We start from the raw sequence: 23,310 nt of genomic DNA, 5'->3' as shown, positions 1-23,310 counted from the left end.
TTTGTGATAAAATAGTCCTATGAGAATTCAACAGTTACACTATATTATCAAAATTGTCGAGACCGGTAGCATGAATGAGGCTGCCAAGCAGCTTTTCATTACTCAGCCTAGTTTGTCCAATGCTGTGCGGGATTTGGAAAATGAAATGGGCATCGAGATTTTCATTCGCAATCCCAAGGGAATTACCTTGACCAAGGACGGCATGGAGTTTCTTTCCTATGCCCGGCAGGTAGTTGAGCAGACTCAGCTTCTAGAGGAGCGATACAAAAACCCTGTCGCCCACCGTGAGCTTTTTAGCGTGTCTGCCCAGCACTATGCCTTTGTGGTCAATGCTTTTGTTTCCCTGCTTAAAAAAAGCGATATGGAGAAATACGAGCTCTTCCTGCGTGAAACTAGGACTTGGGAGATCATTGACGACGTAAAAAACTTCCGCAGCGAAATTGGCGTCCTCTTTCTCAATAGCTACAACCGCGATGTCCTATCCAAGATGCTGGATGACAATCACTTGATTGCCACTCATCTCTTCACAGCGCAGCCCCATATCTTTGTCAGCAAGTCCAATCCGCTAGCCAAGAAAAAGCTGGTCCAATTATCCGACTTAGAAAACTTCCCCTACCTCAGCTATGACCAAGGGACTCACAACTCCTTCTACTTTTCTGAGGAAATTCTCTCTCAGGAACACCATAAAAAATCTATCGTGGTCAGCGACCGTGCGACCCTCTTTAACCTTTTGATCGGTCTGGATGGCTACACGATTGCAACCGGTATCCTAAACAGCAACCTCAACGGAGATAATATCGTGTCAATCCCACTGGACATTGATGATCCGATTGAACTGGTTTACATCCAGCACGAAAAAGCTAGCCTATCCAAAATGGGAGAACGATTCATTGAGTATCTGATTGAGGAAGTACAGTTTGATAAATAAACTGCAAGAAACACCTGAAAAAGCTATCTCAGGTGTTTTTTCTATTGTTTCAACTTCCCCAACACTTCTCCTATCTTACCCTCAATGACTAGATCTGCATGGCTGTCTTGAGGGATACTGGTCTTATTGATGACGACTAAATGCTTACCTGCAAAATACTGGATGAGGCTGGCTGCGGGATAGACGACTAAGGAAGTCCCGCCGATTATCAGCAGGTCTGCTTGATGGATAGCTTGAGCTGCCTGCTGGAAAACTTCCATATCTAGCGGTTCTTCATAGAGGGTCACATCTGGCTTTATAATACCGCCACAGTCAAGGCAGCGAGGAATGGTACCGTGCAGAGCCAGAAAGTCGTCTAAATCATAGAACCGTTGACAATTCAAACAGTAATTTCTATCCGCACTCCCATGAAGTTTGAGAACCTTTTTCGAACCGGCCATTTCATGCAAGCTATCGATATTTTGAGTCACCACAGCCTTGAGCTTGCTCGTCTTCTCCAAGTCTGCCAAGTAGACATGAGCAGCATTGGGCTTAGCATCCGGATAGAGCAGGTACTTCTTGTAAAAGTCAAAAAACTCCTGCGGATAGCGCTCAAACATAGTGTGAGAAACCAGCTGCTCTGCTGTAAAATGCCGTCCCAGCTTGACACTGTATATCCCATCTGAGCTGCGGAAGTCCGGAATATTGGACTCCGTCGAAACACCCGCCCCACCAAAAAAGACGATATTCTGACTTTGGTCTATCAATTCTTGCAGCCTTGCAATCTTATCCATCCTGCTACTCCTTATAAGAGACTTTCTATGACCGCATTCGCTCGGTCAAAGTAAAAAGGTTCCCTCTGATAAACTATACCTGTCTCCTGCGCCAAATCAACCAGAAGCTCCATAAAGTGTTGAGACGAAAAACCTGTCGTCCTGTGCAATTCTTCCTCATCAAAAGGCTTAATAAGATGAGCCAGTGGATTTCGGACCGACTTTTCTAACTCTCTTAGCTGCTGTGCTGATTCTTTGACAGATTCAGGAAAATGTAACTGCAAAATCAGCTCCGTCAAACTAGAAGAATTGACCGTGCTTTCTGCATGAAAATTTTGCAGGTCAGGATTATCAGAATTTCGCATCTTTTCAAACTTCCAACGGTCGTAACTAGCCCCTCGTGAATTATGAATATAGCTGTCAATATCCGGTATTTGCATGCGAATCAGCCGCATAAAAATCCGATAAATAGCCGGACTAACAGCTCGGATAAAGTCAATCAGCTGCTCATTTCTAAGCTTGGCTTCAAGGTCATAAAGGTAATTAGCCAGCTGCTCATCCGATTCATTTTCATGGCAAAAAAGCTGAAAATCAGCTAGGTCAGACCCAGTGATTTCCAACTTTAGATTCATCATAGATTGGATGTTGAGCTCTCTTCGCTCCGCTAAAGCCCCAAGAAGACAGACCAAGTCAGACTGGACATTGCTTCCTGCTCGCTCAGACAGCTTATACGCATAAGCATAGTCATAGCGGGAAATAGCAAAGAGAATGGCTTCTTTGACATCTAGTTTCATGCTTCTGCAATCAAGGTTTCCAAACCAACCTTCATCATATCGGTAAAGGTATTTTGGCGTTCTTCTGCTGTCGTATCCTCTTCAGGATTGACCAAGCTGTCAGAAATAGTCATGATAGCAAGAGCGTCCACATGGTGTTGAGCTGCCAAGTAGTAAAGAGCAGCCGCTTCCATTTCCACTGCCTTAACGCCCCACCTACCAAGCTCGATGTTCTTTTCAAAGTAGTTTGAATAAAAGACATCAGACGACAAAACATTCCCAACATGGGTTGTCATACCAAGACCTTTGGCGATATGGTAAGCCTTATCTAACAAATCAAAGCTAGCGATTTGCGGAAAATCATACTGTGGCCAGTCATTACGAATAATGTTGGAATTGGTTGCAGCTGCCTGCGCCAAAACCAATTCACGGACATGGACATCAGCATTCAGCGATCCAGCAGTTCCCACACGGATCAGCTTTTTCACACCGTAGTCAACAATCAACTCACGCGCGTAGATAGAGATTGAGGGCATTCCCATCCCTGTCCCCATAACAGAAACACGCTGGCCTTTATAAGTTCCAGTGTAGCCGAACATATTGCGGACTTCATTGAAGCAAACAGCATCTTCTAGGAAATTCTCCGCAATAAATTTTGCGCGAAGCGGATCTCCCGGAAGAAGAATTTTATCAGCAATTTCACCTGCCTTAGCAGAAATATGAATAGACATAGTTAAGATACCAAACCCGTCAAAAGCAAAGGGAAAATAGGAGATGGTCGCAGTGAGCGATGCTCGCAAGACCAACTATCTTTTCCCCACCGCTTTTAGGGTGGGTTCAATTCCTTTCTTTCTTAATTTTAATATTCCATAGAAAGACTAGCCCGAGTTCAATTCAGACTCAGACGCCCTTCCTTTCTGTATTTATTTGAAAGATAGTTTTCCTCTCGTGTTCAAATCTGAACAACTCACCCTACCTTTCTTTAGTTTAATGATTTTATCAGCTAGATAGAAAGGCTGTTCCGGATTTAATTACCAACCCAGACACTACGCCTTTCAACATTTTTTACAATTCAGCAAGTGTTTCTTTAAGCAATCGTTTGAAATCACCCTTGACACGTTCTGTTACTTCCACCACTTCCTCATGATTAAGCTCTTCTTGGAACCCAGCAGCAAAGTTTGTAATGCATGAAATCCCAAGGACTTTCAAACCAGAATGTGCTGCTACAATCACTTCAGGAACAGTAGACATGCCGACTGCATCCGCTCCAAGCGTCTTATAAGCACGGATTTCTGCAGGTGTTTCATAAGTTGGTCCAGTTACACCGATATAGACACCCTCATCCAGCTTGATACCAAGCTTATCAGCAACTTTATGAGCGACGGCACGGTATTCTGGAGTGTAAGATTTAGACATATCAGGGAAACGTGGACCAAATTCATCCAGGTTTTCACCAATCAAAGGATTTTGACCCGTCATATTGATGTGGTCAGTGATCGCCATAAGCGTACCAGGGCCATAGCCGATACCACCGGCAGCATTGGTCACAATAACACCTGTCGCACCAAGGGCCTTCATCACACGCACTGGGAAGGTAACGATGTCTAAAGGATTTCCTTCATAGAAATGGAAACGGCCTTGCAGTGCCAAGACTTTCCGTCCTGCCAAGTCTCCATAAACTAATTTCCCAGCGTGACCAACAACAGTTGAGCGACCCCAGTTTGGAATATCCGCATAGTCTAGACTAACGGCATTTTCGATTTCAGAAGCCAATTCTCCCAAACCAGATCCCAAAATCAGACCAAACTCAGGCTCTGTCATACCTTTTTCTTTTAAGAAGGCTGCTGTTGCTTTGATTTTTTCTGATAAGCTTGTCATAAAACATTTTCCTCACTCTCTTATAATGCTTATACCAATTTGTCCAAGAAGCTTTCGCCAATCATCGCCTTGTCCACTCCGAAGTTTTCAGCAATAGTAGCTGAGATATCTGCAAAGTGTCCGACAGGAATATGTCCATGACCGCTCAGCGATTTTCCGAAGACCAAAAGCGGAATGTATTCACGAGTATGGTCGGTTCCAGCATAGGTTGGGTCATTACCATGGTCAGCAGTAATCATGAGCAAATCATCTTCACGCATGTTTTCAATGATTTCTGGGATGCGCGCATCAAACTCTTCCAAACAATCACGGTAGCCATGTGGATCACGGCGGTGACCATAAAGAGCATCAAAGTCTACTAGGTTAGTGAATGAGAAGCCTTCTTTGAAATTCTCGTCTTTCAGAGCTTTGACCAAAGTATCCACACCATGATTGTTAGACTTATTATGTCCCATATCATGGTTGATTCCAGCGCCGTTGAAGATGTCGTTAATCTTACCAACAGAATAGGTAGCAATTCCAGCTTCATTGAGCTTGTCAAGTACAGTTGGATTGAACGGAGAAACTGCATAGTCGTGACGGTTGGCTGTACGAGTGAAGTTGCCTGGCTCACCTACATAAGGACGAGCGATAATACGTCCCAGAAGCGCAGGGCGTTCCAAGGTAATAGAGCGGGCGAATTCACAAATACGATAAAGCTCTTCCAAAGGAATCACTTCTTCGTGTGCCGCAATTTGCAATACTGGGTCAGCTGAGGTGTAGATAATCAGCTCGCCTGTTTCCATCTGACGAGGGCCAAAGTCATCAATAACTGCTGTACCAGAGTATGGCTTGTTAGCCTCACGAATGACCTTGCGACCAGAAAACTCTTCAATCTGAGTCAGGATTTCTTCTGGGAAGCCATTCCAAAAAGTATCAAAAGGCTCAGTAATATTGAGACCCATGATTTCCCAGTGTCCTGTCATCGTGTCTTTTCCAAGAGATACTTCTTCCAGCTTGGTATAGTAGCCGCTAGGATTTTCTTCTTGAGGAACGGTCTTCAAAGGAACAGGACGCTCGATATTTCCCAGACCGATCTTAGCCATGTTTGGTACATTCAGCCCTACCGTTTTGGAAATATGTCCCAGAGTATCTGAAGCACCATCTGGTACCCCTGCATTGACAAAGTTATTAGCATCTGGTGCAGCCCCGATACCAACAGAGTCCATGACTACCAAGTGAATACGATTAAATTTTGGCATAAAACACCTCTTTCTATTTATTGGCCTCTAAAACTTGAAGACCCGATTTTCCAGCAACAATGACCTTGTCTACCATTTGATTAAACAGCCCATGCTCCACTACGCCCACTATATGATCTAATTCTTGAGCAAACTCAACTGGATTTTCAATCACACCTAAATCTAAGTCGATAATGAAATTCTGCATGTCCGTAACAAAACGCTGACCGTCCTTCTGACGAAAGGCTGGGTTATAGCCCGCACGCTCAAAGCGACGAAAGAGCTGCTCAGCACCGTACTGAACAACTTCTACTGGTAGCTTGAAGGCGCCTAACTTCTCTACCATCTTGCTCTCATCGACTACCCAGATATAGTGCTTGGTGGGCACCGCTACGACTTTCTCCATGAGAAGTGCGCCACCACCGCCCTTGATACCGTTAAAAGTGGCGTCAACCTCATCAGCTCCATCAACTGTCACATCAACAAAGTCAACTTCATCAATGGATTTGAGCGGAATACCTAAACCTTCCGCCTGTTTGCTAGTGACACTGGAAGTCGTAACAGCTGTAATCTTCAATCCTTCTTCCTTGATTCGCCGACCAATCTCTTCGACAAAATAATAAGCAGTCGAACCAGTCCCGAGACCGACAATCATCCCGTTTTGGACAAATTCAGCAGCCTTGATTCCTGCCAGTTTCTTTAGATTTTCCATAGCACCTCCTAGAATCACACTACTTTTATTATATCATGATTCTCACTAACATGAAAGTGTTTTCTTTACCAGACTTAAATTTCATTTATTCCGCTTGGTAATCGAAAGCCTTGCTCCTCCTTGATTTTTGCGTTACAATTAGAGTAATTGATTTTAAATACAAGGAAAATACAGTATGATTACCAGAGAATTTGATACAATCGCTGCGATTTCTACGCCTCTTGGCGAAGGAGCAATCGGTATCGTCAGACTAAGCGGAACTGACAGCTTTGCTATTGCCCAAAAAATCTTCAAAGGGAAAAATCTAAGCAAAGTAGAAAGTCACACACTCAACTATGGCCATATCGTTGATCCTCAAAATCAGGAAATTCTGGACGAGGTTATGCTTGGCGCTATGCGCTCTCCCAAGACCTTCACGCGCGAGGATATCATCGAGATTAACACTCACGGCGGAATTGCGGTCACGAATGAAATCCTGCAGCTTGCTATCCGAGAGGGCGCTAGAATGGCTGAGCCTGGTGAGTTTACCAAGCGTGCCTTTCTCAATGGGCGCGTAGATTTGACTCAGGCTGAGGCTGTCATGGACATCATCCGTGCCAAGACCGATAAAGCAATGAACAATGCTGTCAAGCAGCTGGATGGCTCCCTCTCCAATCTTATCAACAATACCCGTCAGGAAATTCTCAACACACTAGCTCAGGTCGAAGTCAATATTGACTATCCCGAGTACGACGATGTGGAAGAGATGACGACCCAGCTTATGCGAGAAAAAACAGCTGAGTTCGAGGCTCTGCTGAGCAATCTTCTCGATACTGCACGACGAGGTAAGATTTTACGCGAAGGCATTTCCACTGCTATCATCGGCCGGCCTAATGTTGGCAAGTCCAGCCTACTCAACAATCTCCTGCGCGAGGACAAGGCCATTGTGACTGATATCGAGGGTACGACTCGGGATGTGATTGAGGAGTATGTCAATATCAAGGGCGTGCCGCTCAAACTCATCGATACCGCAGGGATTCGAGAAACCGATGACCTTGTGGAGCAGATTGGAGTTGAGCGCTCTAAAAAAGCCCTGCAGGAAGCCGACTTGGTCCTCTTAGTTCTCAATGCCAGCGAACCTCTGACGGATCAGGACAGACAATTGCTCGAAATCAGCCAAGACAGCAATCGCATCGTCCTGCTTAACAAGACTGACCTTGAAGAAAAGATTGAGCTGGACCAGCTGCCAACTGATGTCATCAAGATTTCTGTCCTCCACAATCAAAATATCGATAAAATTGAAGAACGCATCAATCAGCTCTTCTTTGAAAATGCTGGTATCGTCGAGCAAGACGCCACCTACCTGTCAAATGCCCGCCATATCTCCTTGATTGAAAAAGCTCTGGAAAGCTTGCAAGCCGTCAACCAAGGCTTGGAAATGGGTATGCCGGTAGATCTTCTCCAAGTCGATATGACCCGCACCTGGGAAATCCTCGGCGAAATCACTGGTGACGCTGCACCAGACGAACTCATCACCCAACTCTTCAGCCAATTTTGCTTGGGGAAATAGAGAACAAAAGGACTGATTTACTCAGTCCTTTTTATAACAAAAAACGAAACAACACAGCTCTAAAACACTTTGACAGGTTTCACCCTCACAGACGGCGTTTTGGAACCATTCGAAACAACACAGCTCTAAAACACCAGTTTATTATATTTTCCAGACTTAAGAGTTTTGGAACCATTCGAAACAACACAGCTCTAAAACCGGTCTTTTGACCACTGCTGCACATTTTCGGTTTTGGAACCATTCGAAACAACACAGCTCTAAAACAGCACGAAAGATGCAAGAAATCGAGCAGATGTTTTGGAACCATTCGAAACAACACAGCTCTAAAACGAACGAGTGATCCCAATTCCTAACATGTTTGTTTTGGAACCATTCGAAACAACACAGCTCTAAAACCGTTCCTGTAACACGGGGTTTAAGCATAAAGTTTTGGAACCATTCGAAACAACACAGCTCTAAAACAAAAAGCAACGTAAGAATATGATTTCTATTGTTTTGGAACCATTCGAAACAACACAGCTCTAAAACATAGCACTGAAATAAATATCGCCATCTTTTGTTTTGGAACCATTCGAAACAACACAGCTCTAAAACACCTCTCACTATTATCCTGCTTACCGATAGGTTTTGGAACCATTCGAAACAACACAGCTCTAAAACAAGAGGTCTTTCATAGTAATGATACGCTTAGTTTTGGAACCATTCGAAACAACACAGCTCTAAAACACTAATTGGGTTCAGCCAATGCTTATTATTGTTTTGGAACCATTCGAAACAACACAGCTCTAAAACTTATGCTTGATTTCTCAGGCAAGAGAATATGTTTTGGAACCATTCGAAACAACACAGCTCTAAAACTGGCTTATTGCATATGTATTTGGATTTGTGGTTTTGGAACCATTCGAAACAACACAGCTCTAAAACCTTTATCCGTAGCTTTAAAATATTTCTTAAGTTTTGGAACCATTCGAAACAACACAGCTCTAAAACCCAGCTTGATAGTGTGTTTCGTAAGTTTGTGTTTTGGAACCATTCGAAACAACACAGCTCTAAAACACTATGAATATGATAAATTAATAAAATCGAGTTTTGGAACCATTCGAAACAACACAGCTCTAAAACAAACTATTTAGGTTATCCTGTTTCTGTTAGGTTTTGGAACCATTCGAAACAACACAGCTCTAAAACTATGCCAACCTTTTGATACACTAATATTTAGTTTTGGAACCATTCGAAACAACACAGCTCTAAAACATTAGTAGACCATGGATATTTAGCATGACTGTTTTGGAACCATTCGAAACAACACAGCTCTAAAACATAGTTCCACTCTTTAAACTCAGGATTAAAGTTTTGGAACCATTCGAAACAACACAGCTCTAAAACCTCGCAGAAAAATTTTTCTTACGAAATTTCGTAATCGCGCTATTTATCTCAGCTAGACTTCAATTCGTTTGATTCCATTTATTACTCTTATTATACCATATTTTCAGGGTTTAAGAAATAGTCTTGATCCAATACATATTGCGGAAAATCGTAGACTTTTCTAGGTTCGACAAATAAAATATCTTGTTGAGTTAGTTGTATATACTCGATTAATCTATCCAACTCTTCTTTTGATAGATAAGCTACCACATTAATGAAGACTAGTAGTTTCTTTTTTGAGAGATATTTAAAGACTTGAATTATTTCTGAAATTTTTTCAAAAGGTGTGTCGCTCATGGTCTCGACTTTGACACCAAGGTCATCAATCAGTTCTTGGATAGTGATTTCATCATATTCTAGATCCAATTCGTTTTCCAAACACTCAAATCCCAGCAGTTCTGTAATCTCAGCTAACAACTGTTCGATTTTTGACTTTACTTCAGGTTTATCATTAAGTTGATTTTCCAGATCGGTATGTATCAGTTTGAGCGTTTGTGGAGAGTTGAGATTGTAACCCAAAATATCTGTAATCAGAAGCAGCTCTGATTCTTTTAAAGCTTTTAAATGAGTGTCAAATAATTTCAGCTCTCCTTCATCAGAATATTGGTAAAATTGCTTGACGGTATTTGAAAAGATAAACTGATCTTCAAGCACCAAAAAGGTTGCGTTTTCAATAGCTAATGGTTCATCCAATAGCGGGAAATTAATCTTCATCTCCAGGCCCCTCTCCTAGAAAGACCAAGCGTGTATCCGAGTTTGCTGCGCTGGTATTTCGCTCACCACTTAAGTAAATCATGCGAGAAAATTGCTTTTCCGTGACAGTTAAAAGAGTAATATTTCCCTTTTTAGGATTGTGCGTCTTAAGGCGTTCAATCATAGCACTGTTGGCAGAGTTGTTGAGCAAGAGCTTGCTATAGATGGAGAATTGGTGCATGATAAATCCTTCATCTATGAGGAACTTTCTAAATTTCCGATAAGCCTTGCGTTCCTCTGCAGTATCAACAGGCATATCAAACATTAAAATCATCCGCATATATCGATAACTCATATCCTAAACTCAGGAACTCCTTTCTCTGGTTGATTGAGTGCTTGAATGACTTTCTTAGTATAGTCACTGACGATATTGGTCAGATACATATCTTTGCCATTATAGTGAAAGGTATCCGAGAAAATAGTGAAAAGTTCTCGCTTGATTTTGACAAAGGAACTACTTCGATTTTCATAGACGATTCTGTCAATAATCGGACGGAAAGGCTCCATAATATCGCTAGCTAGGTTGAATTGATTAAACTGATTAGCATGCTTCAAGCCAAACTGAGTCATGCAGCCAGACAAAACAATCTCACGCGCAAACATACTTACAATCAAGGTGTAGCCATAGTCCAAGGCGGCATTGATATCATTATCCTGCTCACGACTAAAATCATTCCCAAACAAGGTGTTGAAATAAATCCGAGCTGCGTGCCCTTCGCGGTTACTAGGATCAAATAAATCCAAACCATGGTAGAGATCGATGACGGACTGAGATTTTTCCAGAAAACCACAACTCCCCAGATAAAAAGCCTGATTGAGAATCTTTTGTGCAATAATGGTTGTCCAAACTTGTGCTTTAGCCTCCTCGCTCCATGTGATTTGCCGAGAGAGTTGCAAACTGGAATCGTGTCGACCGTAGTAAGGCATTAAGCATGCAGTTGGCAAGCGTTTATCATCACAAAAGATGACCAGAATATTTTCATCCACCAAGCGTTTTATCAGCATAGTGGAGAGAATGATATCCGTCGTCTCCAAAAGTAAGATGTCCACCTCGGACAGGTGAATCAACTCTGTCCGAGAGGCATCTTTAAAAATCAAGTGATTGTTCTTGTAGGAAAGCTTAGAGTGCGTATTGACAACAACGGTTCTCCATCCCATTATTCTTCTCCCAGTTTGCTCAAGTCAATCCGAGTCTCGTAAAGACCAGTGATAGACTGGTGGATGAGGGTGGCGTTGAGGATTTCGGATACAGTTGTGTATCGTTTTCGATCAACATCTTTGCCAAAAAATTTAAAGGCAGCAGGAGCACCCAAAGCAGTAAAGGTCAACAAATTGATAAATGAATTTGCTAGAATTTCTATATCTGCTTGCTCATTGTCTGCATATAAGTCCTTGATTTTTTCCAGATTCGCTTCAGCGAGGATATATTTTTGAGAGAACTCAGATACAAGATTTAACAAATCTTTAAATTCATTTCGGTGTTTCTGAATGTATTCTAAATGTTCTGGTTCGTCTAGTTTATGGAGGTTTTTAGAATGGTAGAGCAAGGTTGTTAAGCATACTGGAAGCACTATTTCATTGCCTTTTTGAAGTTCTTTTGCACTTGCAAGTAATCGTCTGCGACCATTTTCCAGTTCAAATAAACTATACTTAGGTAGGCAGAGGATGTTTTCTTTACGGACATTATGATAGCCTTTATTTTCAAGGAAAGTTATTGGATTTTCCTCAAAAGCGGCTTTTTCCATGATTGTGATACCAACTAGAGTTTTGACAGTCTTCAGTTTTTTCGCTTTTCCTTTTTCGATATCGGCAATGAGCAAGATCGAATAGGCGATAACAGGGCTATCAAATCCCCCATATTTAGTAGTGTCCCAAAGAATATCCTTTGTTTTTCGAGGGATTAGCTTGTCAGAATTTCCTTTAGGAAGGATGGACTCTTTAGAGAAGCCTCCTGTTTGCACTTCTTGTTTCTTCACAATATTCACCTGTGGGTAGGAAAGTACTTTTTTGATTGTTGCGAAATCTTTTTCTTTATCCCAAGCTATTTCTCCTGTATCTTTCGAATACTCGATATTTTCTCTTTTTCTGATAGTTCCATCTGCGTAAAGCACCTCTTCTTTGAAGAAATTCAACAAGTTTGAGTAAAAGAAATACTTCTCAGTTGCTTTTTCAATTTCTTTAGAGGGTTTGAATCTTGAGATGTATTTCTTAAGGTCGTACTTTTGATAGTCACCATAGACGAATTCAGACTCTAGTTTAGGATATTTCTTAAGGATAGCCTTAGCCACCACCGCATTTAAGTAGGCATCATGCGCATGGTGGTAGTTATTGATTTCCCGCACCTTGTATAACCCAAATTCTTTACGGAAGTTGGAAACTAGATTGGATTTCAAAGTGATGATTTTGACGGTACGAATTTTCTGGTTCTTCTCATTCACTTCTGTATTGAAACGGGCATCCAAAATCTGTGCAACATTTTTTGTGATTTGCCGCGTTTCAACTAGTTGGCGTCTGATAAAGCCAACTTTATCACGCTCATCTAGTCCACCTCGTTCAGCTTTGGTTAAATTATTAAATTTACGTTCTGAAATCAATTTGGAATCCAACAATTGTTGCCAAAAAGCTTTTCTTTTTTGAACAACTTCTAAACTTGGAACATTATCAGATTTACCACGATTATCCTTTGAACTAGTCAAGACACGGTTATCGATCGAATCATCCTTTATAAAGGCCTGTGGAATGATGTGGTCAATGTCATAGCTGCTCAGTTGGTTGATATCAAGAGGTTTCCCAGTATACATATCCTTCCCATTTTGGAGATAGTAAAGGAAGAGACGGTCATTTTTAAGTTGAATATTATCTGTAGGATTTTCTTTTAATATATTTGAATCAAGCCCAGGTGCTAAATTTTTTAGTGCATCTTCAATGCGTTTATATCTTTGTTGGGAATTCTTTTTCCCTCGGGCAGTTGTCTGATTTTCTCGTGCCATTTCAATCACAATCGACTCAGGAGCATAGCCCATAACTTTGACAAGTTCATCAACAATCTTGATACTTTGTAAAATTCCTTTTTTGATAGCAGGACTGCCTGGAAGTTCTTGGACAACTTGCTTCACATCATCTGTTTTACCAACTACTTGTGCTTTTTGGATAATTTCTTTGAAGGATAGTCCGTCATCATTGATCAACTGCATAAAATTACGATTGTTATAACCATCATCAATCAAATAATCAAGAATCGTTTTGCCAGTTTTTTTATCACAGATACCGTTAATCAGCTTGGCAGAGAGTTTTCCCCAACCAGTATAATGTCGACGAGTCAGTGCTTTAATCACTTTTTCATCAAAGATGGAGTCATATTGAGCAAGGCGTTGCTTAATCATCTCACGATCTTCAAAGATTGTGAGAGTATGGACTATATTTTCAAGAATCTCTTCATTTTTAGGGTCATCCATAAACTCTTTATCCTTGAAAATCTTGAGCAAATCATGATAAGTAGAAAGATTTGCGTTAAATTGTTTTTCAATTCCTTTTAGTTCAATTCCATCGTAGCCATCAACATTATGTAGATAATGGATGATGTCTTTTTCAGTTACTTTTCTTTTTTCTTTGAATAATTGATTGACAATTTGCTTCTTCTGCCCACTATCAAGAAATTGATAATCTCTCAATCCTTCTGCAATAAATTTTACTTTTGTTAATTCATTATAGACAGCAAATGTTTCGTATAATAGGCTGTGCTTAGGTAGAACTTTTTCCTCTGGTAAATACAAGTCATAGTTGGTCATTCTGTGAATGAAGTCTTCGGCAGATCTTGCCTTATCAACAACTTCTTCAAAATTCCAAGGTCTGATTGGCTCGTCCGAGTTTCGAGTAAGCCAAGAAAAATCACGATTGTCACGAGCCAACGGGCCAACGTAGTAAGGAATACGGAAGGTCAAGATTTTCTCAATCTTTTCTCTGTTTTCCTTCAGAAATGGATAATGTTCTCCTTGACGACGGAGAATGGCATTCATCTCTTGGAGATGAATTTGGTGAGGAATAGAACCATTATCAAAGGTGCGTTGTTTTCTCAAAAAATCTTCACGTTCAATTTTATCAAGGAAATAATCTGCTCCTTCGAATTTAGAGAGAAGATTTTTGATATATTTGTAAAACGCTTCTTGAGTGGTCTTGCCATCGATATACCCAGCATACCCATCTTTAGATTGGTCAGAAAAAACTTCAACATATTTTTCTGGAAGATTGTTTTTGATGAATTGTTTTAAAGCTGCCAAGTCTTTTTGGTGATTTTCATAGCGCTCAATCATAGATGCTGACAGTGGAGCCTTGGTTGAAGGATCTGTGACAGTCAAAATTCCTGATAGAAGAATAGCATCATAGAGTTTTTTAGCAATTAGAAAAAGGTCTGCAAAGTCATCTCCAATTTGTCCGAGCAAGTTTTCCAATTCCTCATCATAGGTATCTTTAGAGAATTGTAGTGGGGCTTTTTCTTCTAAGTCAAAATGTTTTTTAAAATCAGCTTGATTCCCTACAATCAACTTGAGAAATTCTGAAAATAAACCAGTGGATTTTTCATCAGGAAAGAGTTTTAAAACGTGTTCTCTCTTTGCAGATTTACTAATTTTATCAGTAAAAATTACTTCGACTTGTGCGTTTTGTCCACTAAGTGTACTTCCTTCAAATGTGTTGTCGTAAATGCTTATAAATTCATTAAAGATTTTTTGGATATCATTGTTTTTAATATCGAAGGATTCCTCATATAAAAAATGTCCGCGATATTTAATCATATGAGCTAATGCTAGGTAAATTAAGCGCAAGTCAGCTTTTTCTTTCGAATCCGCAAGTTGCTTTCTCAAATGATAGATAGTTGGAAATTTCTTGTGATATTCTTTTTCTTCTGCTAAGGTAGCAAAAATAGGGTATTTACTTCGTCTCTTATCCTCAGGAACTAAAAAGGAGTCATCTAGTCGATGGAAGAAGCTTTCATCTATTTCATTCATTGATTCTGTAAAAATTTCTTGAAGATAAAGAATACGGTTGCGTCGGCGAGTATAGCGCCGACGAGCTGTTCGTTTTAGACGTCTACTCTCTGCAGTATTTCCATCGTCAAATAATAAGGCGCCTAATAAATTTTTCTTAATATGACTTCTATCTGTATCCCCGAAAACTCTCATTTTCTTAGCAGGAACTTTATAATCATCAGTTACTACAGCCCATCCAACGCTATTTGTTCCTATATCAAGTCCTATTGAATATGGTTTCTTCATAAAAATCCCCTTTTATAAATTTGTTTTTTTATTTCAATATTTTAACACAAAAACGTTTACATTTAAAGAAAAATATTATATAATTACTTTGTTGGAACTATTCGAAACAACACAGCAAGTTAAAATAAGGCAGTGGTTTTTAAGCCCAGTCCGTATTCAACTTGAAAAAGTGCGCACCGATTCGGTGCTTTTTTATTTACTATAATAACCCTATTGTGCTCCTATTTCTTAAAAACAATTTATTTTAAAGATTTTTTATTTAAACACAGAAAAAAACTACGTTTGTCAACGTAGTTTTTCAAATCCATGTCCCCTGCCGGAATCGAACCAGCAACTACTCCTTAGGAGGGAGTTGTTATATCCATTGAACTAAGGGGACTTAGAGAAAAACTCTGCCCAACGACAGAGTCTTTCTAAGATTAACGGCGAATTTCTTTGATACGCGCTGCCTTACCTTGCAATGCACGAAGGTAGTACAATTTAGCACGACGGACTTTACCGTAACGAACGACTTCAATCTTGTCAACACGTGGAGTGTGGATTGGGAAAGTACGTTCAACACCGATACCGTTAGAGATTTTACGAACGGTGTAAGTTTCTGAGATACCAGCACCTTTACGAGCGATAACTACACCTTCAAAGATCTGGATACGTTCGCGACTTCCTTCGACAACTTTCGCGTGAACGCGGACAGTGTCACCAGGACGGAATGCAGGGATGTCAGTACGAAGTTGACCTTCAGTCAAGCTTTGGATTAATGGATTCATTCTTTCTACTCCTATCTTACTAATCTTAAGGTTCAAGACCGCAGCGGATTAGCCGTTTTTTGTGCTTCCATTAGGCACAAACTATATTATATCAAAATTTCTAAAAATGTAAAGATGTTTAAATGAAAATTCCCAAAAGAATCGCTAAAAAACCGAGGATATAAGTCAAAGCCAAATAGAGAACAAATTTCTTTCGCTCTGAAAAGAGAACAGCCAGCTCAGCGTTCATGGTAGAAAAAGTCGTCAAGCCACCACAGAAGCCCGTTGCTAAAATGACATAAAGCTGCTTGTCTTCTATATGATTATAAAAATATCCAATGAAAAAAGCACCTAGAATGTTTGCTAATAAAGTCCCAATCGGCAGAGATGCTCTGCTATTGACCTTGGAGAAAACATAACGCACAAGAGAACCAGCGCCGCAGCAGATTAACATCGCCCACATCATGCCTTCACCTGCTTTCCAGCCCATAAGGCGATTGCAAGGCCACCACCTACACTTAAAACTAGATAGATAAGAAGCTCCGTATAACGCCCTGAATCTGCTAGTTTGATACTGTCTAGCAGAAGACCAGAAAAAGTCGTCAAACCTCCGCAAAAACCGGTCGAAAGCGCTAGAATTAGACGCTGGGACTTAACTTTACTGCTAAGATAGCCCTTGATAATATAGACTAGCAAAAAAGTTCCCAAATAATTGACCAGTAAGGTACCTAGCGGAAATGAATCAGCAACAACTAATAAAAGAGCTATCTGATAACGCAGCCATCCGCCTACCATCGCAGATAAAGCCACAGCTATCGAGTTCTGTACTTCTTTCATTAGATATTTTTATTCTGAAATTCACGCGAACGTTTTAAAATGTCAGAAAAGGTAGCAACAATAGTTTCTTTGTAGCTCTTGTTTTCTACCTTATCCGCAACTCTGGCGAAAATCGCATCTTCTCTCTTACTATCCAATACAGCCGTACCCGTTAATTTTTTTAAAGCCACGACTTGGTCGACCAGATTCATGCGTTGCTCCAGTAAGGTAACGATTGCATCATCTACTTGATCGATTTCCTGTCTGATTTCTTCTAACGTCATCTACTTCCTCCTTATATTTTATCTATCATATCAAAAAATAGTAAAATTTTCTAGTTTAATTCTAAATAAAAAAGTCCACTGGACCTTAGATTAAAGGGAACTCGCAAGGGCGAGTCTTTATCTGCAACCTAAAACAGTCCCCCGAACCTTGGATTAAGGAGAACTCGCAAAGGCGAGTTTTTATCCGCAGATTAAAAATGTCCACTGGACCTTAGATTAAAGGGAACTCGCAAAAGCGAGTTTTTATCTGCAACCTAAAACAGTCCTCTGGACTGTTTTAGCCAACTGAGCCTTCCATGCTCATATTAATGAGTTGGTTGAGTTCGACGGCGTATTCCATTGGAAGTTCTCTGGTAATGGGTTCCATAAATCCGTTGATAATCATAGCTGTGGCTTCTTCTTCGCTTATTCCTCGGCTCATTAGGTAGTAGAGCTGGTCCTCAGATACTTTGGAAACCTTGGCTTCATGCTCTAGCGCGACATTTGAATTATGGATTTCATTAAAAGGAATGGTGTCAGAACTGGATTCACCATCCATGAGAATGGTATCGCACTCGATATGAGATTTGGAACCAGCACTATTCTTACCAAAGCGGACCTGACCACGATAGTCTGTCTTTCCACCATCCTTGGCCACTGATTTAGAAATTAAGGTACTGGATGTCTTAGGAGCATTATGAAAGACCTTGCAGCCCGCGTCCAAGTGCTGACCATAGTTGGCAAAGGACATAGAGAGGACAGAAGTTCTTGCGTTGCGGCCATTAAGGATGCTACAAGGATATTTCATATTGACCTTGCTGCCTAAGTTCCCATCAATCCACTCTAAGGTGCCGCCTTCATCAACAATTCCCCGCTCCGTTACAAGATTATAGACATTGTCCGACCAGTTTTGAATGGTTGTATAGCGGAAAAAGGCATCCTTTTTGACAATGATTTCGACATTTGCCGCATGAAGACTATTGCTTGTGTAAGTCGGTGCTGTACAACCCTCGATATACTGGATAGAGCCGCCCTCCTCGATAATCATCAAGGAGCGCTCAAACTGGCCGGCATTTTCACCATTGATTCGAAAATAGGTCTGAACAGGAACTTGACACTGGACATTCTTGGGCACATAGATAAAGGTTCCGCCGGACCAAACTGCACTATTAAGCGCAGAAAATTTATGCTCAGCATTTGAAATCACAGTACCAAAATACTGCTTGACCAAGTCCGGATATTCCTGGACAGCCGTATCCGTATCGGTGAAAATAATCCCCAGCTTGGCAAACTCTTCCTTCATATTGTGGTAAACCACTTCAGATTCATACTGAGCCACAGCTCCAGATAGGAACTGCTTCTCAGCTTCTGGAATTCCCAAGCGGTCAAAGGTTTTCTTAATCTCCTCTGGAACCTCATCCCAACTGCGAGCCCGATCTCCGCTTAGCTTCTGATAATAGATAACATCATCAAAGCGAATCCCTGACAAATCTGGGCCAAAGTCGGGCATAGGCAGCTTATGAAAGAGTTCCAAGGAGCGCAGACGATAGTCCAACATCCACTGGGGCTCATTCTTGATTTCTGAGATTTCTCGAACAACTTCTTCGGTCAACCCTTTACCAGTCGAAAAGAGCGGCTTGACATCATCATGAAAACCAAAAGCGTAGTCACGTTCTTTCATAGGAAGTCCTCCTTTATCTGATGGATAGCGCTTACCTATATTATACTCCTAATCATGAGAATTGTCAGAAAATAACACTTTCGCAAAATAAAAACGGCCGCAGCCGTTTCCTCTATTTATCACTTTAAACTTTATTAACCAAGCCTTCCGCAAAAGCTTCCAAGCGTGCAATATCATCATCTTCCGCAGATAGATCCACTTTAACGCTTTCTGCACCCTTCACTGCTCCTGTAGCAGCAAAAGCAGCATCAAAGTCATCGACAGCCTTGCAGAATTCATCATAGAAAGTATCGCCCGAACCGACCACTCCGTAGACCTTGCCAGACAAATCCAGACCAGACAAGTCTTCGTAGAAGTCCATCATTTCATCCGGCAGCTCACCATCACCATAAGTATAGGTCGCTACAATCGCAATATCTGCTTCCAAGAAATCTTCTGCATCGACAGTGGTGCACTCGTCCACTTCGACTTCTACATCCAGGTCTCTTAGCTTATCCGCCACAATATCAGCAATTTCCTCAGTGTTTCCAGTCATGCTGGCAAATACAATTTTCGCTAAGGTCATATCTTCCTCCAAATTCTAATCTGCTCTCATTATATCATATCTTTTTTATTTTAAAAATAAAAACTCTTATGCTACAATGGGTAAAGAAAGTTGACGAGGTTATTTATGACTCTTTATCATGATATTTTAAGTAAGATCAAAGAATACGATACTATTATTATCCACCGCCATATGCGGCCAGATCCTGATGCTCTTGGTAGTCAGGTCGGACTGCAAAAGCTGCTTCAGTACCACTTCCCAGAAAAGACAATAAAAGTAACAGGCTACGATGAGCCCAATCTCATGTGGTTGGCACAAATGGACCAAGTCACAGATGAAGAATACCAAGAGGCCTTAGTCATCGTCTGTGACACTGCTAATACAGCCCGCATTGATGACCAACGCTATACGACAGGCGATTTCCTCATCAAAATTGATCATCATCCTGATGATGAGGTTTACGGAGATATTTCTCTAGTTGATACAAGCTCCAGCAGTGCCAGTGAGATGATTGCTCTCTTTGCCTTTGAAAATAACTTAGACTTGAGCAAGGAAGCTGCTGAACTCCTCTATGCTGGTATCATTGGCGACACCGGCCGCTTCCTTTATCCTTCTACTAGCGCCCGCACATTCGAAGTAGCTGCCAAGCTGCGCCAGTACGATTTCGACTTATCAACCTTGTCTCGCAAAATGGACTCTATCAGCCGCCAAGTCGCTAAACTGCAGGGCTATGTATATGAGCAATTGGAAATAGATGAAAATGGGACTGCGCGAGTCATTCTGCCTCAGGAAGTTTTACAAGCCTATCAACTGACCGATGCTGATACAGCAGCCATCGTCGGGGCACCTGGACGAATTGAAGATGTCGGTCTGTGGGCTATCTTTGTTGAGCAGCCAGATGGTCACTACCGTGTCCGCATGCGCAGCAAGGTTATTCCTATCAATGGTATTGCGAAAAATCATCACGGCGGAGGACACCCCTTAGCTAGCGGAGCCAATGCATTTTCAAAAGAAGAAATAGAGCAAATCTACACCGAGATGAAAGAATTGGCAAAAAAGTAAGAAATTAGTCTAAAAGTCTTGTCAAATCAATCAGAATTTGATAAACTATCAAAGTAACTAATCTATGGCTCGCAAAGAGACCATGGCAGAAAGGAAATTTTTGTAAAATGAGAAAAGATATTCATCCAGAATACCGCCCAGTTGTCTTCATGGACACTTCTACTGGCTACCAGTTTCTTAGTGGTTCAACTAAGCGTTCAAACGAAACAGTTGAATTTGAAGGGGAAACTTACCCATTGATCCGTGTAGAAATTTCATCAGACTCACACCCATTCTACACTGGACGTCAAAAGTTCACTCAAGCAGATGGACGTGTGGATCGTTTCAACAAAAAATACGGTCTCAAATAATCATAAGCACCAATCGGTGCTTTTTTTGTACTCAAAAGTTTCTTTTTGCCTTTTTAAACTTTAAAATCTGTCCACAACCGCCACTTTTGCTTCCTAGTTAATTCAACAAAAAAACTCCAAAAGTCAGACAATTAAAATCTAACTTTTGGAGTGTGGTTTATATGCAACCAAAGATTAAGAGCACAAATATTTAAGAATACAATTCCTTATTATTTATAGCTGTAAGCCCAGTAGTAAACACCATTTCCGTCTACAACTGTCGCTACTGCCCCTTCAGTTACGTTAGGATCAAGAAGCAATTCTCTCAGACCGCTGTTAGCCCATTTCTTAACGACAACAGATGGATCTTCATCACGACGTCCAACAAAGCCTGAGCTATCATATTGACGTGAGATTTCATTTACTTTTGGAAGTGCTTGATTTTGATAAATGTCTTCTGACCAAGTCAACTCTTTCAAGCCTTGCGCTTTACGCTCTTCATTGATTTTAGCGAAAGCTTCTTTAGCTTTTGAAACATAGTCATAGTTTGTATCGTTTGTTGCTTCAACACGGTAAACAAACTTAACATAACCAAATTCTACATCACTGTATTTCTTATCCTCAACACCACTCTTAAGGTTTGCAATCAAGACATAATCCTTAGCATATGGGTTTTCTTTGGTTTTTTCAAAGATTTCTGGATCTTCGATTTCCCATTCAACTTTGGCATCCCATCCTGCGTTATCAAGGAACTTAGGATTCATCTTTTCGATAACGTAGTTCTTGAACTCTTCAACGTTCTTGAATGGCAGCGGCTGACCAGCTTTAGCCGTTGTCACTAGGTTAGTTGAGTACAATTTCACGCTAGAGTCTTTATCACTGTACATGTATTCATCATCTGCAGTGTTTTCGTGAAGTTTTGGATCAAGAGCTGGATCGTTTGGATCAGTCATACCTTGAAGTTTCCATTTGTCACCAAACCATTTCCAATATGGAGAGTATCCATTTGCTTCTGAGTCAGATGGTATACGGTAATAATGGGTAGAACCATCGAAGTAATAGTTAGGATCTGACTCAAGAGCCTTGTCACCTGGTTTTCCAGTTGGGTAGATAATTTTTGGAGCTCGTCCATTCGGTGCCCATGTCAAATGTTCAAGACCTTCTGCTGGTTTTTCAACATATGGCGGGATTTGAGATTCACTTGGTTTATCAGTTGTTACCAAACCAGGAGTCTCTGGCACAGCAGGTCTTGTTGGAGTTTCAGGTTTTGGTTCTGCTGGTTGCTCTGGTTTCGGAGCAAATGGATTGAGATCACCTTCTGCACCGTTAATTGGAGGATTTTCTGGCAAATCAACACTTGGTACCTCTGGTTTTGGTTCTGCTGGTGTAGTAGGCTCATCTGGTTTATCAGTAGGAGCTGGCGTTGGTTGTTCTGGTTCCGCTGGAGTCGGAGTTGGAACTTCTGGTTTTGGTTCTTCCGGCTGACTTGGAGTTGTTGGATTAGTAGAGTTATCAGTAGAATCCTTAACAAATACCCACTTACCATTTTGATAGTAATAATAGTCGCCATTATCCAACACATAGTAATGATAACCATTTTCATAACGATAATGTGGATCGTTTTCCAGGTTGTTATTGGATGTGCTGTTATTGTTAGTATTTGTCAGTGGCTTCCACTCACCATCACGATAGATACGGTAAGAACCATCTGTCATACGGTAGTAATGGTTACCATTCCAGTAAATATAGTTCTCATCATTTGCCAGATTGTTGTAGTTATTCCAACCATTATATCCGTAGTTATTGCTATAGTTATAATTCCAGTTGTTATAGCCTGGATAATAGTTATTATAACCATAGTTGTAATTATAGCCATTGTAACCGTAGTTATATCCGTAGTTATAGTTGTTATAGCCATAATTATAGTTATTGTAACCATAGTTGTAATTGTTGTAACGGTAGTTGCGGTTGTTACGGTAATTATAGTTGTTATAACCATAGTTATAATTGTTGTAACCACCATTCCAGTAATTATAACCTGGTTGATAGTAGTTATAACCATAATCTTGAGCCTGAGCATTATTCGCAAGAGCAAATGCTGGAATAATAGCCGCAGCCGCTACAACAGATCTTGATAAGAGTCTGAAACGATTGTTCATATTAATTAAACCTCCAAAGTGACCAACATCACTTTATTTTTTTGTGGGGGGAATTTATTTTTTGTGCACAACTTCATAAAAAAGACTTTCACGAAAATACTGCCAGCTGACAGTTGACTGCTCCATCATTATCAAACGCAAAAAACGAATCACTAGTTAGTGAATCCACCTGATTAAAGGTTGCACATAAATGTTTTTATAACATTTGATTTAGAAACAAAGAAGTCAATATGCTTGAAAATACTTTTTTATGCATATCTCACCCTCAAGACGAATTATAGCACAAGAAATTTTTGAATGCAAGCATTTTAGTTAACAAGGTGTAAATTATTTTCATGGGTATTTTTTTATAGTTCGTCTTTTTGTTTATTTTTCTGTTTTTCAGCTTTAAAAATCTATAAAAACTTCTTTTTAACGAACTAAAATAATAGAAAAATGTTTATAATTTGG

Annotated in this window: 21 protein-coding genes, 1 tRNA gene and 1 CRISPR repeat array; of the genes, 4 read left to right on the top strand and 18 right to left on the bottom strand. The window is 40.6% G+C overall.

The features are described from left to right. Positions 1 to 19: 19 nt before the first annotated feature. The gene (locus K1I94_RS02695) at positions 20 to 928 is read left to right on the top strand and encodes a LysR family transcriptional regulator (protein WP_002895403.1); all 909 of its coding nucleotides are present in this window, start codon (positions 20 to 22) and stop codon (positions 926 to 928) included. Between the two features lie 41 nt (positions 929 to 969). On the opposite strand, the gene K1I94_RS02690 is transcribed toward K1I94_RS02695, so the two are convergent. From K1I94_RS02690 to rpiA, 6 genes are all read right to left on the bottom strand, one after another. Beyond that, entirely contained in the window at positions 970 to 1,701 is a 732-nt protein-coding gene (locus K1I94_RS02690) for an NAD-dependent protein deacylase (protein ID WP_223314320.1), read from the bottom strand. Positions 1,702 to 1,712: 11 nt separating this feature from the next. Then, complete coding sequence (locus tag K1I94_RS02685) at positions 1,713 to 2,474, bottom strand: hypothetical protein (protein ID WP_223314319.1); 762 nt, start codon at positions 2,472 to 2,474, stop codon at positions 1,713 to 1,715. Beyond that, complete coding sequence (deoD, locus tag K1I94_RS02680) at positions 2,471 to 3,184, bottom strand: purine-nucleoside phosphorylase (protein WP_223314318.1); 714 nt, start codon at positions 3,182 to 3,184, stop codon at positions 2,471 to 2,473. The genes K1I94_RS02685 and deoD overlap by 4 nt, the downstream gene beginning before the upstream one ends. 334 nt (positions 3,185 to 3,518) lie before the next feature. Then, the gene (locus K1I94_RS02675; RefSeq protein WP_002912574.1) at positions 3,519 to 4,331 is read right to left on the bottom strand and encodes a purine-nucleoside phosphorylase; all 813 of its coding nucleotides are present in this window, start codon (positions 4,329 to 4,331) and stop codon (positions 3,519 to 3,521) included. A gap of 29 nt (positions 4,332 to 4,360) precedes the next feature. Beyond that, entirely contained in the window at positions 4,361 to 5,572 is a 1,212-nt protein-coding gene (locus K1I94_RS02670; protein ID WP_223314317.1) for a phosphopentomutase, read from the bottom strand. A 13-nt stretch (positions 5,573 to 5,585) separates the two neighbouring features. Continuing rightward, entirely contained in the window at positions 5,586 to 6,263 is a 678-nt protein-coding gene (gene rpiA, locus K1I94_RS02665; protein ID WP_223314316.1) for a ribose-5-phosphate isomerase RpiA, read from the bottom strand. Between the two features lie 175 nt (positions 6,264 to 6,438). On the opposite strand from rpiA, the gene mnmE reads away from it, so the two are divergent. After that, a complete protein-coding gene (mnmE, locus tag K1I94_RS02660) occupies positions 6,439 to 7,812 on the top strand; it encodes a tRNA uridine-5-carboxymethylaminomethyl(34) synthesis GTPase MnmE (protein ID WP_125332573.1) in 1,374 nt (457 codons plus the stop codon). 96 nt (positions 7,813 to 7,908) lie between these two features. Then, positions 7,909 to 9,198: direct repeats of the CRISPR family, unit length 36 nt; unit sequence GTTTTGGAACCATTCGAAACAACACAGCTCTAAAAC. A gap of 90 nt (positions 9,199 to 9,288) precedes the next feature. Here the strand turns inward: mnmE and csn2 are convergent. The 11 genes from csn2 to K1I94_RS02605 all read right to left on the bottom strand — a co-directional run bounded on the left by csn2 (position 9,289) and on the right by K1I94_RS02605 (position 19,331). Then, positions 9,289 to 9,951 carry a type II-A CRISPR-associated protein Csn2 gene (gene csn2 / locus K1I94_RS02655; protein ID WP_002897481.1) on the bottom strand — a complete coding sequence of 221 codons (663 nt, stop codon included), beginning with the start codon at positions 9,949 to 9,951 and terminating at the stop codon, positions 9,289 to 9,291. After that, entirely contained in the window at positions 9,941 to 10,285 is a 345-nt protein-coding gene (gene cas2 / locus K1I94_RS02650) for a CRISPR-associated endonuclease Cas2 (protein ID WP_002897479.1), read from the bottom strand. The genes csn2 and cas2 overlap by 11 nt, the downstream gene beginning before the upstream one ends. Continuing rightward, positions 10,282 to 11,148 (bottom strand): type II CRISPR-associated endonuclease Cas1, encoded by an 867-nt coding sequence (gene cas1 / locus K1I94_RS02645; protein WP_223314315.1) that lies wholly within the window; start codon positions 11,146 to 11,148, stop codon positions 10,282 to 10,284. The genes cas2 and cas1 overlap by 4 nt, the downstream gene beginning before the upstream one ends. Then, on the bottom strand, positions 11,148 to 15,260 hold the full coding sequence (cas9, locus tag K1I94_RS02640; RefSeq protein WP_223314314.1) for a type II CRISPR RNA-guided endonuclease Cas9: 4,113 nt from the start codon (positions 15,258 to 15,260) through the stop codon (positions 11,148 to 11,150). Before cas9 ends, cas1 begins: the two co-directional genes overlap by 1 nt. Before the next feature lie 307 nt (positions 15,261 to 15,567). After that, a tRNA-Arg gene (locus K1I94_RS02635) sits at positions 15,568 to 15,639 on the bottom strand. A gap of 40 nt (positions 15,640 to 15,679) precedes the next feature. Then, complete coding sequence (rplS, locus tag K1I94_RS02630; protein WP_002900259.1) at positions 15,680 to 16,027, bottom strand: 50S ribosomal protein L19; 348 nt, start codon at positions 16,025 to 16,027, stop codon at positions 15,680 to 15,682. A gap of 118 nt (positions 16,028 to 16,145) precedes the next feature. Beyond that, positions 16,146 to 16,472, bottom strand: coding sequence for a fluoride efflux transporter CrcB (gene crcB, locus K1I94_RS02625; protein WP_223314313.1), 327 nt, complete (start codon positions 16,470 to 16,472; stop codon positions 16,146 to 16,148). Then, positions 16,469 to 16,843 carry a fluoride efflux transporter CrcB gene (crcB, locus tag K1I94_RS02620; RefSeq protein WP_002912583.1) on the bottom strand — a complete coding sequence of 125 codons (375 nt, stop codon included), beginning with the start codon at positions 16,841 to 16,843 and terminating at the stop codon, positions 16,469 to 16,471. The genes crcB (K1I94_RS02625) and crcB (K1I94_RS02620) overlap by 4 nt, the downstream gene beginning before the upstream one ends. Beyond that, entirely contained in the window at positions 16,843 to 17,106 is a 264-nt protein-coding gene (locus tag K1I94_RS02615; protein ID WP_223312982.1) for a chorismate mutase, read from the bottom strand. Before K1I94_RS02615 ends, crcB (K1I94_RS02620) begins: the two co-directional genes overlap by 1 nt. A 277-nt stretch (positions 17,107 to 17,383) precedes the next feature. Next, on the bottom strand, positions 17,384 to 18,766 hold the full coding sequence (gene sufB / locus K1I94_RS02610; protein WP_004186747.1) for a Fe-S cluster assembly protein SufB: 1,383 nt from the start codon (positions 18,764 to 18,766) through the stop codon (positions 17,384 to 17,386). Positions 18,767 to 18,890: 124 nt separating this feature from the next. After that, entirely contained in the window at positions 18,891 to 19,331 is a 441-nt protein-coding gene (locus tag K1I94_RS02605; protein WP_002915076.1) for a flavodoxin, read from the bottom strand. A 105-nt stretch (positions 19,332 to 19,436) separates the two neighbouring features. On the opposite strand from K1I94_RS02605, the gene K1I94_RS02600 reads away from it, so the two are divergent. Then, positions 19,437 to 20,372 (top strand): DHH family phosphoesterase, encoded by a 936-nt coding sequence (locus K1I94_RS02600; RefSeq protein WP_223314312.1) that lies wholly within the window; start codon positions 19,437 to 19,439, stop codon positions 20,370 to 20,372. Positions 20,373 to 20,479: 107 nt separating this feature from the next. Then, positions 20,480 to 20,722, top strand: a complete 243-nt coding sequence (locus tag K1I94_RS02595; protein ID WP_002895374.1) for a type B 50S ribosomal protein L31 — start codon at positions 20,480 to 20,482, stop codon at positions 20,720 to 20,722. 209 nt (positions 20,723 to 20,931) lie between these two features. Here the strand turns inward: K1I94_RS02595 and K1I94_RS02590 are convergent, their stop codons facing one another. After that, complete coding sequence (locus tag K1I94_RS02590; RefSeq protein WP_223314311.1) at positions 20,932 to 22,860, bottom strand: CAP domain-containing protein; 1,929 nt, start codon at positions 22,858 to 22,860, stop codon at positions 20,932 to 20,934. Positions 22,861 to 23,310: the final 450 nt, after the last annotated feature.

It is taken from the genome of Streptococcus sanguinis (assembly GCF_019929145.1).
GTDB classification, from domain to species: domain Bacteria; phylum Bacillota; class Bacilli; order Lactobacillales; family Streptococcaceae; genus Streptococcus; species Streptococcus sanguinis_U.
Note: the sequence above shows the minus strand (reverse complement) of the source record. Positions and strands in the feature narration are given on the sequence as shown.

Bases quoted from the DNA above. Each gene is read 5' to 3' on its own strand.
- K1I94_RS02695 (WP_002895403.1), top strand. From the start codon at position 20: ATGAGAATTCAACAGTTACACTATATTATCAAAATTGTCGAGACCGGT.
- K1I94_RS02690 (WP_223314320.1), bottom strand. From the start codon at position 1,701: ATGGATAAGATTGCAAGGCTGCAAGAATTGATAGACCAAAGTCAGAAT.
- K1I94_RS02685 (WP_223314319.1), bottom strand. From the start codon at position 2,474: ATGAAACTAGATGTCAAAGAAGCCATTCTCTTTGCTATTTCCCGCTAT.
- deoD (WP_223314318.1), bottom strand. From the start codon at position 3,184: ATGTCTATTCATATTTCTGCTAAGGCAGGTGAAATTGCTGATAAAATT.
- K1I94_RS02675 (WP_002912574.1), bottom strand. From the start codon at position 4,331: ATGACAAGCTTATCAGAAAAAATCAAAGCAACAGCAGCCTTCTTAAAA.
- K1I94_RS02670 (WP_223314317.1), bottom strand. From the start codon at position 5,572: ATGCCAAAATTTAATCGTATTCACTTGGTAGTCATGGACTCTGTTGGT.
- rpiA (WP_223314316.1), bottom strand. From the start codon at position 6,263: ATGGAAAATCTAAAGAAACTGGCAGGAATCAAGGCTGCTGAATTTGTC.
- mnmE (WP_125332573.1), top strand. From the start codon at position 6,439: ATGATTACCAGAGAATTTGATACAATCGCTGCGATTTCTACGCCTCTT.
- csn2 (WP_002897481.1), bottom strand. From the start codon at position 9,951: ATGAAGATTAATTTCCCGCTATTGGATGAACCATTAGCTATTGAAAAC.
- cas2 (WP_002897479.1), bottom strand. From the start codon at position 10,285: ATGAGTTATCGATATATGCGGATGATTTTAATGTTTGATATGCCTGTT.
- cas1 (WP_223314315.1), bottom strand. From the start codon at position 11,148: ATGGGATGGAGAACCGTTGTTGTCAATACGCACTCTAAGCTTTCCTAC.
- cas9 (WP_223314314.1), bottom strand. From the start codon at position 15,260: ATGAAGAAACCATATTCAATAGGACTTGATATAGGAACAAATAGCGTT.
- rplS (WP_002900259.1), bottom strand. From the start codon at position 16,027: ATGAATCCATTAATCCAAAGCTTGACTGAAGGTCAACTTCGTACTGAC.
- crcB (WP_223314313.1), bottom strand. From the start codon at position 16,472: ATGATGTGGGCGATGTTAATCTGCTGCGGCGCTGGTTCTCTTGTGCGT.
- crcB (WP_002912583.1), bottom strand. From the start codon at position 16,843: ATGAAAGAAGTACAGAACTCGATAGCTGTGGCTTTATCTGCGATGGTA.
- K1I94_RS02615 (WP_223312982.1), bottom strand. From the start codon at position 17,106: ATGACGTTAGAAGAAATCAGACAGGAAATCGATCAAGTAGATGATGCA.
- sufB (WP_004186747.1), bottom strand. From the start codon at position 18,766: ATGAAAGAACGTGACTACGCTTTTGGTTTTCATGATGATGTCAAGCCG.
- K1I94_RS02605 (WP_002915076.1), bottom strand. From the start codon at position 19,331: ATGACCTTAGCGAAAATTGTATTTGCCAGCATGACTGGAAACACTGAG.
- K1I94_RS02600 (WP_223314312.1), top strand. From the start codon at position 19,437: ATGACTCTTTATCATGATATTTTAAGTAAGATCAAAGAATACGATACT.
- K1I94_RS02595 (WP_002895374.1), top strand. From the start codon at position 20,480: ATGAGAAAAGATATTCATCCAGAATACCGCCCAGTTGTCTTCATGGAC.
- K1I94_RS02590 (WP_223314311.1), bottom strand. From the start codon at position 22,860: ATGAACAATCGTTTCAGACTCTTATCAAGATCTGTTGTAGCGGCTGCG.